14 protein-coding genes and 1 pseudogene are annotated in these 11,488 nt (G+C 58.1%); 9 read left to right on the top strand and 6 right to left on the bottom strand.

Annotated features, from left to right (window positions below):
• From rplB to rpsJ, 5 genes are all read right to left on the bottom strand, one after another.
• A partial coding sequence (gene rplB / locus ABRP95_RS10705; protein WP_349839435.1) for a 50S ribosomal protein L2 occupies positions 1-534 on the bottom strand: 534 nt, incomplete at its 3' end.
• A 35-nt stretch (positions 535-569) separates the two neighbouring features.
• The gene (gene rplW, locus ABRP95_RS10700) at positions 570-872 is read right to left on the bottom strand and encodes a 50S ribosomal protein L23 (RefSeq protein WP_005276934.1); all 303 of its coding nucleotides are present in this window, start codon (positions 870-872) and stop codon (positions 570-572) included.
• Positions 872-1,525, bottom strand: coding sequence for a 50S ribosomal protein L4 (gene rplD / locus ABRP95_RS10695; protein ID WP_239269115.1), 654 nt, complete (start codon positions 1,523-1,525; stop codon positions 872-874). The genes rplW and rplD overlap by 1 nt, the downstream gene beginning before the upstream one ends.
• Positions 1,522-2,178 (bottom strand): 50S ribosomal protein L3, encoded by a 657-nt coding sequence (rplC, locus tag ABRP95_RS10690; RefSeq protein ID WP_284781928.1) that lies wholly within the window; start codon positions 2,176-2,178, stop codon positions 1,522-1,524. The genes rplD and rplC overlap by 4 nt, the downstream gene beginning before the upstream one ends.
• 23 nt (positions 2,179-2,201) lie before the next feature.
• The gene (rpsJ, locus tag ABRP95_RS10685; RefSeq protein ID WP_003848085.1) at positions 2,202-2,507 is read right to left on the bottom strand and encodes a 30S ribosomal protein S10; all 306 of its coding nucleotides are present in this window, start codon (positions 2,505-2,507) and stop codon (positions 2,202-2,204) included.
• A gap of 711 nt (positions 2,508-3,218) precedes the next feature.
• Here rpsJ and ABRP95_RS10680 point away from each other — a divergent pair.
• From ABRP95_RS10680 to amaP, 6 genes are read left to right on the top strand one after another with little or no spacing between them, the layout of a single operon-like run.
• On the top strand, positions 3,219-3,698 hold the full coding sequence (locus ABRP95_RS10680) for an Asp23/Gls24 family envelope stress response protein (RefSeq protein ID WP_349839434.1): 480 nt from the start codon (positions 3,219-3,221) through the stop codon (positions 3,696-3,698).
• A 5-nt stretch (positions 3,699-3,703) separates the two neighbouring features.
• A complete protein-coding gene (locus tag ABRP95_RS10675; RefSeq protein ID WP_284770916.1) occupies positions 3,704-4,051 on the top strand; it encodes a hypothetical protein in 348 nt (115 codons plus the stop codon).
• Positions 4,052-4,053: 2 nt separating this feature from the next.
• Positions 4,054-4,248, top strand: a complete 195-nt coding sequence (locus ABRP95_RS10670; protein ID WP_023025176.1) for a hypothetical protein — start codon at positions 4,054-4,056, stop codon at positions 4,246-4,248.
• Entirely contained in the window at positions 4,248-5,378 is a 1,131-nt protein-coding gene (locus ABRP95_RS10665; RefSeq protein WP_284864775.1) for an Asp23/Gls24 family envelope stress response protein, read from the top strand. The genes ABRP95_RS10670 and ABRP95_RS10665 overlap by 1 nt, the downstream gene beginning before the upstream one ends.
• Positions 5,371-5,937 carry a DUF6286 domain-containing protein gene (locus ABRP95_RS10660; protein WP_284864776.1) on the top strand — a complete coding sequence of 189 codons (567 nt, stop codon included), beginning with the start codon at positions 5,371-5,373 and terminating at the stop codon, positions 5,935-5,937. Before ABRP95_RS10665 ends, ABRP95_RS10660 begins: the two co-directional genes overlap by 8 nt.
• Positions 5,930-6,505 (top strand): alkaline shock response membrane anchor protein AmaP, encoded by a 576-nt coding sequence (gene amaP, locus ABRP95_RS10655; protein WP_023030106.1) that lies wholly within the window; start codon positions 5,930-5,932, stop codon positions 6,503-6,505. Before ABRP95_RS10660 ends, amaP begins: the two co-directional genes overlap by 8 nt.
• On the opposite strand, the gene ABRP95_RS10650 is transcribed toward amaP, so the two are convergent.
• Positions 6,494-7,192 carry a hypothetical protein gene (locus ABRP95_RS10650; RefSeq protein WP_284864777.1) on the bottom strand — a complete coding sequence of 233 codons (699 nt, stop codon included), beginning with the start codon at positions 7,190-7,192 and terminating at the stop codon, positions 6,494-6,496. The two genes, amaP and ABRP95_RS10650, sit on opposite strands and share 12 nt — an antisense overlap.
• Before the next feature lie 347 nt (positions 7,193-7,539).
• Here ABRP95_RS10650 and ABRP95_RS10645 point away from each other — a divergent pair.
• From ABRP95_RS10645 to ABRP95_RS10635, 3 genes and pseudogenes are all read left to right on the top strand, one after another.
• Positions 7,540-8,522: pseudogene (locus ABRP95_RS10645) on the top strand (ABC transporter permease).
• Complete coding sequence (locus tag ABRP95_RS10640; protein ID WP_284770910.1) at positions 8,523-9,515, top strand: ABC transporter permease; 993 nt, start codon at positions 8,523-8,525, stop codon at positions 9,513-9,515. It begins immediately after the preceding pseudogene.
• The gene (locus ABRP95_RS10635; RefSeq protein WP_284770909.1) at positions 9,512-11,395 is read left to right on the top strand and encodes an ABC transporter ATP-binding protein; all 1,884 of its coding nucleotides are present in this window, start codon (positions 9,512-9,514) and stop codon (positions 11,393-11,395) included. The genes ABRP95_RS10640 and ABRP95_RS10635 overlap by 4 nt, the downstream gene beginning before the upstream one ends.
• Positions 11,396-11,488 lie beyond the last annotated feature (93 nt).

Here is an 11,488-nt window from a genome sequence, read left to right as displayed (position 1 = left end):
CGGCATACGCAGAACGGCGTACTTGCCTTCCTTACCCAGCAGCTGGATGGAAGCACCAGCAGAGCGAGCCAGCTTAGCGCCAGCGCCCGGCTTGAGCTCAACAGCGTGGATGGTCGAACCGGTCGGGATGTTGCGTAGCGGCAGGTTGTTGCCCACCTTGATATCTGCGTTCGGTCCGGACTCGACAACAGCACCCTGCTTCAGGCCCTTCGGCGCGATGATGTAGCGCTTCTCGCCATCTACGTAGTGCAGCAATGCAATGTTTGCGGTGCGGTTCGGGTCGTACTCGATGTGAGCGACCTTTGCCGGAATGCCGTCCTTGTCGTTACGACGGAAGTCGATCAGACGGTAACGGCGCTTGTGGCCACCGCCGATGTGGCGGGTGGTGATGCGGCCGTAGTTATTACGACCACCGGTTTTGCTCAGCGGGCGCAGCAGGGACTTCTCCGGAGTCGAGCGAGTGATCTCGTCGAACTCAGATACGGAGGATGCGCGGCGACCCGGAGTTGTCGGCTTGTACTTACGAATAGCCATAATTCTTCCTTTTCCTTTCGGCTCTCCGGTGGCGCTTAAGCGCCTGCGCCGAAGACGTCGATGGAGTCGCTGCCTTCACGGAGCGTCACGTATGCGCGCTTGGTGGACTTACGCTGACCGAAACCGGTGCGGGTGCGCTTGCGCTTACCTGCACGGTTTACGGTATTCACGGAGTCGACCTTCACGTCAAAGATCTGCTCGACGGCATCTTTAATCTGGGACTTGTTGGAGTCTGGGGAGACGAAGAACGTGTAGACGTTCTGCTCCATCAGACCGTAGGACTTCTCAGATACAACCGGGGCGATGATGACATCGCGCGGGTTAGAAATCTTAGCCATTAGTTCTCCTCCTTATCCGCGCCGGTAGCGCGAGTGATGAAGGTGTGTAGCGCCTCAACGGAGAACACAACGTCATCGGAGTAGAGAACGTCGTAGGTGTTGAGCTGACCGGCGTCCAAGATCTGAACGTTCGGCAGGTTATTAGCGCTACGACGGGCGTTGATGTCCTCGCGGCCGATAACCAGCAGCACGTTGTCGCGCTCGGTCAGGGACTCGAGGAAAGCCTTGGCCGCCTTGGTGGACGGCTTCTGGCCTGGAACCAACTCTTCGATGACATGGATGCGCTCGTTGCGAGCACGGTCAGACAACGCACCGAAGAGAGCAGCCTTGATCATCTTCTTAGGGGTGCGCTGTGCGTAGCTACGTGGCTGCGGGCCGTGGACGGTGCCACCGCCGGTGTAGTGCGGCGCACGGATGGAACCCTGGCGCGCACGACCGGTACCCTTCTGGCGGAAAGGCTTGCGACCACCACCGCGGACAGCGCCGCGGGTCTTGGTGGCGTGGGTGCCCTGACGAGCAGCAGCAAGCTGTGCGTTGACAACCTGGTGCATCAAAGCAACGGATGCCTCGGTGTCAAAGATTTCAGCCGGCAGGTCCACGGAGCCATTGGTCTTACCTTCGGAGGTGTGGACGTCTAGCTTGAGGTTGCTCATGCGTGTGCACCGCCCTTCACTGCGGTCTTAACGGTGACGAGGCCACCGCGCGCACCAGGGATAGCACCCTTGATGAGCAGCAGGTTGGACTCGACATCGACTTTCTGAATCTTCAGGTTTTGGGTCGTCACGCGGTCGTGGCCCATGCGGCCAGCCATGCGCTTGCCCTTGAAGACGCGGCCCGGGGTAGCAGCGCCACCGATACCACCAACGCGGCGGTGAGCGGCCTGGTTACCGTGAGCTGCGCCCTGACCCTGGAAGCCGTGGCGCTTCATAGCACCAGCGTAGCCGTGGCCCTTGGTCTGGCCGGTGACGTCAACGAAGGTGATGTCTTCGAAGATGTCTACCTTGACCTCTTGGCCAACCTCGTATGCGGAGGTGTCATCCATGCGGATTTCCGCAACGTGACGACGTGGGGTTACGCCAGCCTTCTTGAAGTGACCACCCTCAGGCTTGTTTGCCTTGCGTGGGTCAATCTCGCCAAAGGCGATTTGGATGGCACTGTAGCCATCGGTTTCGGGGGTGCGAATCTGGGTGACAACGCATGGCCCTGCTTCAACGACGGTAACCGGAACAACGCGGTTGTCATCGTCGAAGACCTGGGTCATGCCGAGCTTCTTGCCCAGAATGCCCTTGATCTCGTTTTCACTCATTATTAGTTCTCCACCAAAGTCGCTTACTGGATGTTCACGTCGACGCTTGCCGGAAGATCGATGCGCATCAAAGCATCAACGGTCTTCGGGGTCGGGTCGAGAATATCGATCAGGCGCTTGTGCGTGCGCATCTCGAAGTGCTCGCGAGAGTCCTTGTACTTGTGCGGAGAACGAATAACTGCGTACACGTTCTTCTCGGTTGGGAGCGGCACTGGGCCAACTACACGAGCACCCGTACGGGTAACGGTCTCGACGATCTTCTTTGCAGAAGCGTCGATTGCCTCGTGGTCATAGGCCTTCAGCCGAATGCGGATCTTTTGTCCCGCCACGCTTATCCTCTTCCTCGCTTCCCCACTTTCACATTCCCGGCGTTTCCGGGGCGTGAAGCGGTGGGAAATTGCTTCTCGATTTCTCTATAACGTTGTCCGGGCCTGGGGCCTGACACAACGCCAGTGGTCTGACTGTCATGACAACCAAGAGATACAGCACATGGCAAATGCCAGTCTGCAGTGCTCCTGACGGGGTACAAGACCCGTAGTCAAAGTATTGTGAAGAGGACGGTTTTCACGCATTACACGTGGAGAGTGTCCTATTCGCTAACTGCCGCTGTTTATTTGCCATGCCCCTTCTCCGGTCCATCGTCTCGGGGTGCCTCTGCTCTAGCGCGGACCTAGCCCGATCGGATGACCTTCCAGTCTGTGTTTCAGGAAAGCCCTGAGTTACGGTGACAACGAAGGTGTCATGTTCGCTTTACCAGCTCAGCGTCTCCCCGATGCGCACCGTATTTAAGACGGTCCGTTATCGGTTCGCGCTGCCCTGTTAAAGCAACCTAAGTATTTAAGCACGATGGGCTGGTGTTTTTCAAACCAACCTGGCAATAGTGCCAATAATCACGTTTTGGTAAATATTGTTGTCACAGACCCCACTTCAGCTTGGGTGGTAGGTATGCTCAAGGAAGGATTTTGAACCGTTGGTTCTTGGTCCTTCAATTTCGTATTGCGACCATGCAAGTCAATATTTAGGGAAAGGCCTTAAAGACCATGTCTGAGAACAACACTCCTGCAAAGCACTCTGAGAACAACGTTGTCGCTTCTGAAGAGCGCGAGGTAAACAACAACCTGGAGACTCAGTACGGCACCACCACCATTGATGACGTCGTTGTTTCCAAGATCGCCGGCATTGCAGCCCGCGAGGTTTCCGGCGTTGACTCCCTCGGTGGCGGCGGCGCTCGCATGATGGGCACCATCCGCGAGTCCTTCGGTGCATCCGAGGACGTACGCCAGGGTGTTGACGTAGAGGTAGAAAACGGCTCCGCAAAGATCGAGATTGCCATCACCGCTGAGTACGGTGTTGCTATCCACGAGCTGGCTGAGGCAATCCGCCGCAACATCATGAACGCTGTCGAGCGCATGACCGGCCTGACCGTAGAGCGCGTTGACGTTGTTGTTCACAACGTCAAGCTGCCGAAGGGAGACTCCGAGTCTGAGGAGCAGGCTGCACTGAACCAGGGCCAGGCATAAGAACAATGCCTGAACCCCGAGCACAATTTGAGCTCGAGGTAAGCCACGCTCACGCAATTGCGGAAGCGGTGCAAAAGCTCAACGGTGTCGCGGGCCTTGACGGCGGATCCTACGGCTCGGTGAGCCTACTCTTCCCGGGCGAAAGGGTTACCGGCATGCGCCGGCCCGATCCCCGCGACGATCGCCACCTGCAAATCAACGTCCGTGTTGATATCAGTGCGCAGCCTGATCTGTACCGCCTAGCGGAAGAAATCCGCTCGGCAGCCCGCAAGGCATGTACGGAGCTAGAACGCGTCGACGTTGAGTTTTCTGACGCCGTAGATGGCTTATCCGCTGCTCCCTCGAAGGATTAGATATGAAAAATTACACCACATTGGGCATTGTTATCGGCCTGCTACTTGCCTTCTTTTTGTACTTAGGTTGGGGTTGGACGCTGCTCGCCGTGCTGCTTGCTGCCGTCGGTGGCCTCTTGGGTTCCCACTTTGATGGCCGGATCGACCTCAGCGCCGTGTGGAATGGCCTCATTGGCAAGGAGAAAGGCCAAGGCTAATGTCAGAAGGTTCCACTCAGGGCCACACGCGTTTCTCGCTGCGGACCATGGAACGAATCGTGACCGCCGCAATTGCTAGCGTGCCTGGCACAAAAGATTTAGATGCCAAGCTTGCTGGCATTGGCGGACGCGGTTATCCACGGGTTTCGGTACAGATGGATCCAGAGCGTGAGGTCGCCGCCGTGAGCGCGACCATCGCTGTGGTGTGGCCATCTCCGGTTACCGCAGTCGCGGAAAGTACGCGTGCCGCCATTTCAGAGGCTATTGCTGCCCATACCGGCTATTCCACCACCCGCGTTAATGTCACCGTCGGTGAATCGATTCCGGGTACTCGCGTTACCGCAGAACAGCTTGCGCAGCGTCCTGCCGCTTCAGCTTTTACCCCTGAGGTCACACCTTCTACCGTGACCCAGCCTGTTACTCAGGACTCGGTCGAAGTGCGAAGCATCGAGACTCCGGAAGAAGCCGCAATCCGCAATGTCGACACCCCGCAAGAGGCGGAAATCCGCGAAATTTCTTCTGGAAAGGAAGTTGCGGTTCGCGGAGTATCGGTGCCCTCTGGTGACACGCCAGTGCGCTCCGTCGATGCGCCGCGGGAGGCACCGGTGCGCAGTATTTCCGCTGATCTTCCGGACCATCAGCTGCTAGAAATTAGCGCTCCAGAAGATCACGAACTACGCCGTATCGTCGAACCGCGCCCAGAGCGCGTACGCAGTGTTCGCGCTCCGCGCCCTGGCAGGTTGCTTCCGAGCGGACAGGTACGCCCCTTTGTCAAAAAGGCAAAGGTCTCTGTCCCCCGTCCGCAGCCTTTGCGCAAAATCGAGATCGACAATACTGAACAAAAAAAGCGCGTTCGCGTTGCCCGCCCGGCTCCCCTGCGTAAAGTGCAGCCGCCGCGCCCGCGACCACTGCGCAAGATCGAGATCGATAATTCCCGGAGCGAGCAGCGCGTGCAGACCGCAAGGCCCGCCCCACTGCGCAAGGTTCAGGCCCCGCGCCAGGAACCGCTCAAGCGCATCAAGGTAACCCCAACGAGCCAGCGCCCGCTGCATGTCTATGCGCCACGGCCTGAGCCGCTGCGTGCCATTTCCATCACGCCATTCCACGAGCAAGGAGGCAATAATGGCTGAGATGAATATGCCTGAGCATTTCGGGCAACAGCCCAAGGCGTCTCCTGCCGTGCGTACGTGGACCGTCATTCTAGGTTTCGTCCTGCTGGCCATTGGCATTGTGGGCGTACGCGAAACCTGGCTCGTCGGCGCAGACGCCAATGCCCAATCGTGGGTCCAGCCGGTCCTCAATCTTATTGCCACCGAGCAATTAGAAACGTGGATGATCTGGGCTGGCGTGGGCTCTATCGTGGTTGGTCTCATCTTTGTGATCGCTGCGGTAAAAACGCGCCGCAACACCCACATCCAGGTCGCTTCCGAGTCCGCTTCCATGTGGATGCGTCCGGTTGATGTCGCGCGCTTGAGCTCTGCCGCAGCGCGCCGCGTTCCGGGAGTCGCGTCCGCGCAGACTTCCGCGGATACCAAGAGCGCGAAGGTTACCGTCAACGGCGATGAGCAAGACTCCGATTTGCCTGGGCGCGTGGAAACGGCTGTTAGCCGCGCTTTGGAAGTGCTTGCACACCCACCAAAGGTCACCGTAGCCGTAGAGAAGATTCCGGAGATGGATAATCATGTCTAAAAAGCTTGCTACCTTTGACCGAATCCTCCTCGGACTGCTCGGAATCATCCTCATCGCGCTCGGTGTGTGGCCGATTCTCATTAACTTCAATGTGGAATTTGCTGAGTACCTAGCGGAGTGGGTAGACCACGATACGTGGCGCACTTTGGGCGACAATAGTTGGTGGGTCTGGGTCTTGGCCGGCGCCTCTGCCCTATTGCTCATCATTGGTTTGTGGCTCATCGTCGTAAATCTGCGCCACCGCCGCTTTAATAATGTGGAATCCGCAGCTTCCAATGAAGAAGGCGCAATCTCTGCATCCATGAACGCCATCGCCACCGCGGTGGCCAAGGATCTGGACGCGCTTGATGGTGTGGACCGGGTCGAGCGCTTGGTTGCATACGACCGCGCCCGCCCGACGCTGCAGTACACGGTGGTTGCCAACCCAGACACGCCGTTGGAGCGCCTGACCAATGCTGTGGAAACCAATGAGCGCGACTTCCGGGAGGCTTTCCCCGACGCTGACCTAGATACCAGCTATAAGCTGCACTTCACCAAGGTCAAGCCGATGAAGGATTTAGCTGAATAAGGGGTTTGGGGTCTCTGCAATAAGGACCTCAACGACCTTGCCCAATCGCACATAATCGCCGCCCTCGAGGAGTAACTCTAGCTCCTCGCCAGGGCGGCATTTTTCTATCCTCTTCCACGCATAATCACGGGCAACCACCCGCCGATTTTCCTTGTGAAAGAGATGCAGCCCGTGATCTAGGACAGCGATAGCGTCCTCCAAGCGGAGGACATAGACAAAGTCACCCAACTCGTAGCGGATCCTGCCACTGAGCTCCGGTAGCGGCTCAGTCAGCCGCATGATGCTGGAGACGATCCCAAGCCGGTGTTCAAAGCCCTCAGTATCCCTAACCACAAAGGGCCGGCCGGGGCCCGTTGGCCTAATGGCGCTGTATTCCCACACCACCGGCTGAGCATTCGGGCGGCGCACAATGATGCGGGAGGAATCGGCGGTGATGCGGGAAGTGGGGGCATCGCTAAGCACGAGCCACACACCAGTGCCCACGCGGCCGCCCTCGAGAGGCAGTAGGGGCGGGTGGACCTCGGCCTGCCGCTCGAGTTCGGTGACCAAGTCCGCATCACTCACGCCCCAGCCGATGCCCCGGTTGGCCAATAAGGCAAAAAGCGTAGGCAGGCTCAAATCGGGTTGCCCCTCCCACGCCTTGCGCAGCGCTGCCAAGGTCGGGTCAATGCGAGTGGGATCTTCCATAAGCAACTAGCCTACCGAGCCCTTCCGCCCTAATACAGCCGGGGAGGATCACCCCACTCGGGCTGATTGGTTACCCCCGTTGTCACTTATTTTCAGTTAATCGTTTCTTATAACTGTTGAACAATTTAGGTTTTTAAATCTGCAGCTGAATCCCATTTTTCTTTTTAGCGCCCTAAGTGTCTACACTGAAAAAATACCTATTGGTTGATTGGCAATGTACATCACGGGGCTATGTGAATTGTGCCCTTGCTTATATCTTATTAGATTGGTCACATACAACGACTCCATCGTTGGCTTCATATTTATTCGCACTGTTTCCTGCTTAACCGCGCACGGAGAATTTCCCCATGACAAAGTATTTGATCAAAAAGATCTTGGGCTGGTTACTCATGATCTTTTTAGCCACTAACTTGGCTTATTTCTTGGCAGCCTCGTTTTTGGACCCGCGTTCGAACTACACCGAGCGCCGTCCACCACTTTCAGATGAGGAAATCAATAACCTCCTCGAGCCCTATAACCTCAGCCCAGAAACCCCGCTTTTGGAGCGCTGGTGGACCTGGCTGACCAACATCATCACGAAGTGGGATTGGGGTCAGTCTCCGGTAGGTGAGATGGTGACGAGGAGATCAGCTACCGCATCTGGGTGTCCGCGCAGCTACTCTTGCTTGCGACCATCCTGTCCATCGTTATTGGTGTAGCGGTTGGTGTATACACCGCCTCCCGCCAGTACAAGACCGGTGACCGCGTGTGGCAGGGAATTTCCATCATTGCGATGAATACCCACGTGGTTGTTGCTTCCATCGCCGTCGTGTGGGCCGCGCTGGAAATCAACGATCTGACCGGCAAAAAGATCTTCTACGTCGTCGGTTCCAAGTCCCTAGGGGTCGAGGGATTCTTCCCCAAGCTCCTAGATTCCGCACAGCACCTCGTCCTGCCCACGATTTCCCTGGTGATCATCAGCTACGCCAGCTACCACATGACCCAGCGCACGCTATTGCTCGATAACCTCGATGCGGATTATGTCCGCACCGCACGTGCAAAGGGACTTACCCGCCAGCAGGCCATCCGCAAGCACGCGCTGCGCACCTCCATCATCCCGGTGGCCACCTCCGTCGCATTCTCCGTGCCCGGCATTTTCACCGGTGCCGTGATGACGGAGCGCATCTTCGGCTGGAACGGTATGGGCCAGTACTTCATCCAGACCATCAGTAAGAACGACATCAATGGCGCGGTAGCCGTGGCGGCATTCGGTGCCGCGATGACGGCCGTGTCTGCCGTTCTGGCAGACCTCGTTGTTGTCGCCTTGGATCCACGAGTAAGGGTGAGCTAAATGACAAATCCCAAAGAACCAAAGATGTCCAAGAAACAGCCCCGCGGCGAGGTTTCTACGCGCACCGAGGTCGTCTCTGAGGATCCGTTAAGCAATGAGGAAGCCGAGCGCATGGCCACGTTGCCGGAGGTCCCCCGCGGTACTTCCCGGTACAAGCTGTATATTCGCCGCTTCTTCCGCAACAAGCTAGCCACCGTTGGCGTCATCATCCTGGGCTTTCTCATCTTTGCCGCCCTTTTTGGCAATTTCTTTGCCCAGTGGGACTACACGGAACCGGACTTCCTCGCCCTATCTGAGCCACCGAGCCCCGAGCACTGGTTTGGTACCAACGATTCCGGCAATGACCTCTATGCCCAAACCATCCACGGCCTGGGCAGGTCCCTGACCATTGCAATCGTGGTGTCCTTCGCCACGCTGGTCATTTCGGCCTTCGTCGGCTGCGCCGCAGCCCTGTGGGGCGGACTTGCAGAAAAGGCCGTCCTCGCGGTTATCCACTTCCTGCTTTCCATCCCAACCTTCCTGCTCATCGCCCTTGTGGTGGCAGACTCCGGCGGTGACTGGAAGCTTCTGATGGTCGTCCTTATCGCCTTCGGCTGGATGTACCAGGCCCGCGTGATTTGGTCCCTAGCACTTACCGTCCGCGAGCAGGACTATGTCCGCGCTGCAAGCTACATGGGCGTATCCAAGATGCGCACCATCGTCCGCCACGTCATTCCAAATATTGGTTCGCTGCTTATCATCCAGTTCGTCTTCGGCGTTGTGGGCACCGTGGGCTCTGAGACCGCACTGTCCTTCCTGGGCTTGGGCGTGAAGCTTCCCGATGTCTCCCTCGGTACCTTGCTGCAGGGCGGTACTGCCTCCCTGCAATCCGCCCCATGGCAGTTCTACTTCCCCGCCGCTACCTTGACGCTGCTGACCGTCTCCATGGCATTTATTGGCGATGGTCTGCGCGACGCACTCGATCCCAACTCCAATTCCGGAGGTAAACTATGACTTCGCCTATCTTGTCCGTCAATGACTTACGCGTCAGCTTTCCTTCTGAAGCAGGTACCGTCTCTGCGGTGCGCGGTGTGAGCTTTGATTTGCACCCCGGCCGCACCCTGGGCATCGTCGGCGAATCCGGTTCCGGTAAGTCCGTGACTTCCATGTCCATCATGGGTCTGCTGCCGGAATACGCCAAGGTTGAAGGCTCCGTGAAATTCGATGGCCGCGAGCTCCTCGGGCTTTCTGATAAGGAAATGTCGAGCATCCGCGGCAATGGCATCGGCATGATCTTCCAGGATCCGCTCTCCGCGCTGACCCCAGTCTTCGATATTGGATCGCAGCTGGTAGAGGCCATTCAGGCCCACCAGGACATCGGCAAGAAAGAAGCCCTGAAGCAAGCCACCGAGCTGCTGGATCTGGTGGGCATCCCCGAGCCCCACCTGCGCCTGAAGTCCTTCCCGCACGAGTTTTCCGGCGGTATGCGCCAGCGCGTGGTCATCGCCATTGCGATTGCGAATAACCCGCGCGTGCTCATCGCGGATGAGCCGACGACGGCCCTCGACGTCACCATCCAGGCGCAAATCCTGGACGTCATCCGTCTGGCGCAGCGCGAAACCGGCGCCGCCACCATCATGATTACCCACGATATGGGCGTGGTGGCAGAAACCGCTGACGATGTCATGGTCATGTACGCCGGCCAACCGGTAGAACACGGCGATGTCGATACCATCTTCTCCAACCCCCGCATGCCCTACACTGTAGGACTACTTGGTTCTACGCCGCGCCCTGATTCCTCGGCCTCGGAGCCCCTGACCCCCATTGAGGGCAACCCACCGGTCTTGGTGAACCTAAAGGATCGCTGCCAATTCGCCCCGCGCTGCCCCGTAGCGCAGGAGGCTTGCCTGTCCGGCGAGCCGAAGCTGCTTCCGCTCAAGGATGAATCCGTATCCCACCGCAGCGCTTGCCTCCGCGCGCCGGAGATCCACGACCGCAAGATCGACGGCGAGCTGATGTTCAAGCCGCCGCAGCTTGCCGATGACATCTTGGCCGACGTTCCCCGCGGGGATCGCAAGACCACCCTCGCCGTGAACGACTTGCGTAAGCAGTTCCCGCTAACCAAGGGCGCGTTGATTAAGCGCAAGGTAGGCACCGTCAAGGCCGTTGACGGCCTCACCTTCGATATCCGCGAAGGCGAGTGCATGGCCATCGTCGGCGAATCTGGCTGCGGTAAGACCACCACGTTGCTGGAGATCATGGATCTGGACCCTGAAAACGGTGCCGTTGTCCTCAATGGCAAGGATGCCAATGGCATGAGTGGGTCCGAGCGCCGCGAGGCCCGCAAAGACATCCAGATCGTCTTCCAGGACCCAATGAGCTCGCTGAACCCCCGCCTGACCGTACGCGAAGTCATTGCGGAGCCGCTCAACTCGCTGGGCTTTGATGGCGATGTCGATGCCCGCGTGAACGAGCTCATGAACCTGGTCGGCCTCGACTCCTCGCAGCTGGACCGCTTCCCTAGCCACTTCTCCGGCGGCCAGCGCCAGCGCATCGGCTTGGCACGCGCCCTGGCCACGCGCCCTTCGGTCCTTGTGCTGGATGAGCCAGTCTCCGCCTTGGACGTGTCCATCCAAGCGGGTGTCATTAACCTCCTCGAGGACCTCAAGCGAAAGCTGGGCCTGTCCTATCTCTTCGTCGCCCACGATCTTTCCGTCGTGCGCCACCTTTCGGACCGCGTTGCGGTGATGTACAAGGGCAAGTTCGTCGAGTCCGGCTCGACGGATGAGATTTTCGATAACCCGCAGGATGACTACACCAAGAAGCTTCTGGATGCCATCCCGAATCCGGATCCCAAGGTTGCCCGCGCACGCAGGGAAAAGTCCCGGGCCTAGCTCCCTCGAGCCCCGCACTCTTTCCATAAAGTGATTGCGGACACAAATATAAATATTGTAAAGTAATTCACATGGTTGCAGTAGACGGTTACC

The organism is Corynebacterium sp. KPL2895 (assembly GCF_040225815.1).
Lineage (GTDB): Bacteria > Actinomycetota > Actinomycetes > Mycobacteriales > Mycobacteriaceae > Corynebacterium > Corynebacterium rhinophilum.
This window is presented reverse-complemented; position numbering and strand designations above follow the sequence as displayed.

What these genes read in the sequence shown, in the direction of transcription:
- amaP (WP_023030106.1), top strand. Translation starts at nt 5,930, where the DNA reads ATGTCTAAAAAGCTTGCTACCTTTGACCGAATCCTCCTCGGACTGCTC.
- ABRP95_RS10635 (WP_284770909.1), top strand. Translation starts at nt 9,512, where the DNA reads ATGACTTCGCCTATCTTGTCCGTCAATGACTTACGCGTCAGCTTTCCT.
- ABRP95_RS10665 (WP_284864775.1), top strand. Translation starts at nt 4,248, where the DNA reads ATGTCAGAAGGTTCCACTCAGGGCCACACGCGTTTCTCGCTGCGGACC.
- ABRP95_RS10680 (WP_349839434.1), top strand. Translation starts at nt 3,219, where the DNA reads ATGTCTGAGAACAACACTCCTGCAAAGCACTCTGAGAACAACGTTGTC.
- ABRP95_RS10650 (WP_284864777.1), bottom strand. Translation starts at nt 7,192, where the DNA reads ATGGAAGATCCCACTCGCATTGACCCGACCTTGGCAGCGCTGCGCAAG.
- ABRP95_RS10675 (WP_284770916.1), top strand. Translation starts at nt 3,704, where the DNA reads ATGCCTGAACCCCGAGCACAATTTGAGCTCGAGGTAAGCCACGCTCAC.
- rplD (WP_239269115.1), bottom strand. Translation starts at nt 1,525, where the DNA reads ATGAGCAACCTCAAGCTAGACGTCCACACCTCCGAAGGTAAGACCAAT.
- ABRP95_RS10670 (WP_023025176.1), top strand. Translation starts at nt 4,054, where the DNA reads ATGAAAAATTACACCACATTGGGCATTGTTATCGGCCTGCTACTTGCC.
- ABRP95_RS10660 (WP_284864776.1), top strand. Translation starts at nt 5,371, where the DNA reads ATGGCTGAGATGAATATGCCTGAGCATTTCGGGCAACAGCCCAAGGCG.
- ABRP95_RS10640 (WP_284770910.1), top strand. Translation starts at nt 8,523, where the DNA reads ATGACAAATCCCAAAGAACCAAAGATGTCCAAGAAACAGCCCCGCGGC.
- rplW (WP_005276934.1), bottom strand. Translation starts at nt 872, where the DNA reads ATGGCTAAGATTTCTAACCCGCGCGATGTCATCATCGCCCCGGTTGTA.
- rplC (WP_284781928.1), bottom strand. Translation starts at nt 2,178, where the DNA reads ATGAGTGAAAACGAGATCAAGGGCATTCTGGGCAAGAAGCTCGGCATG.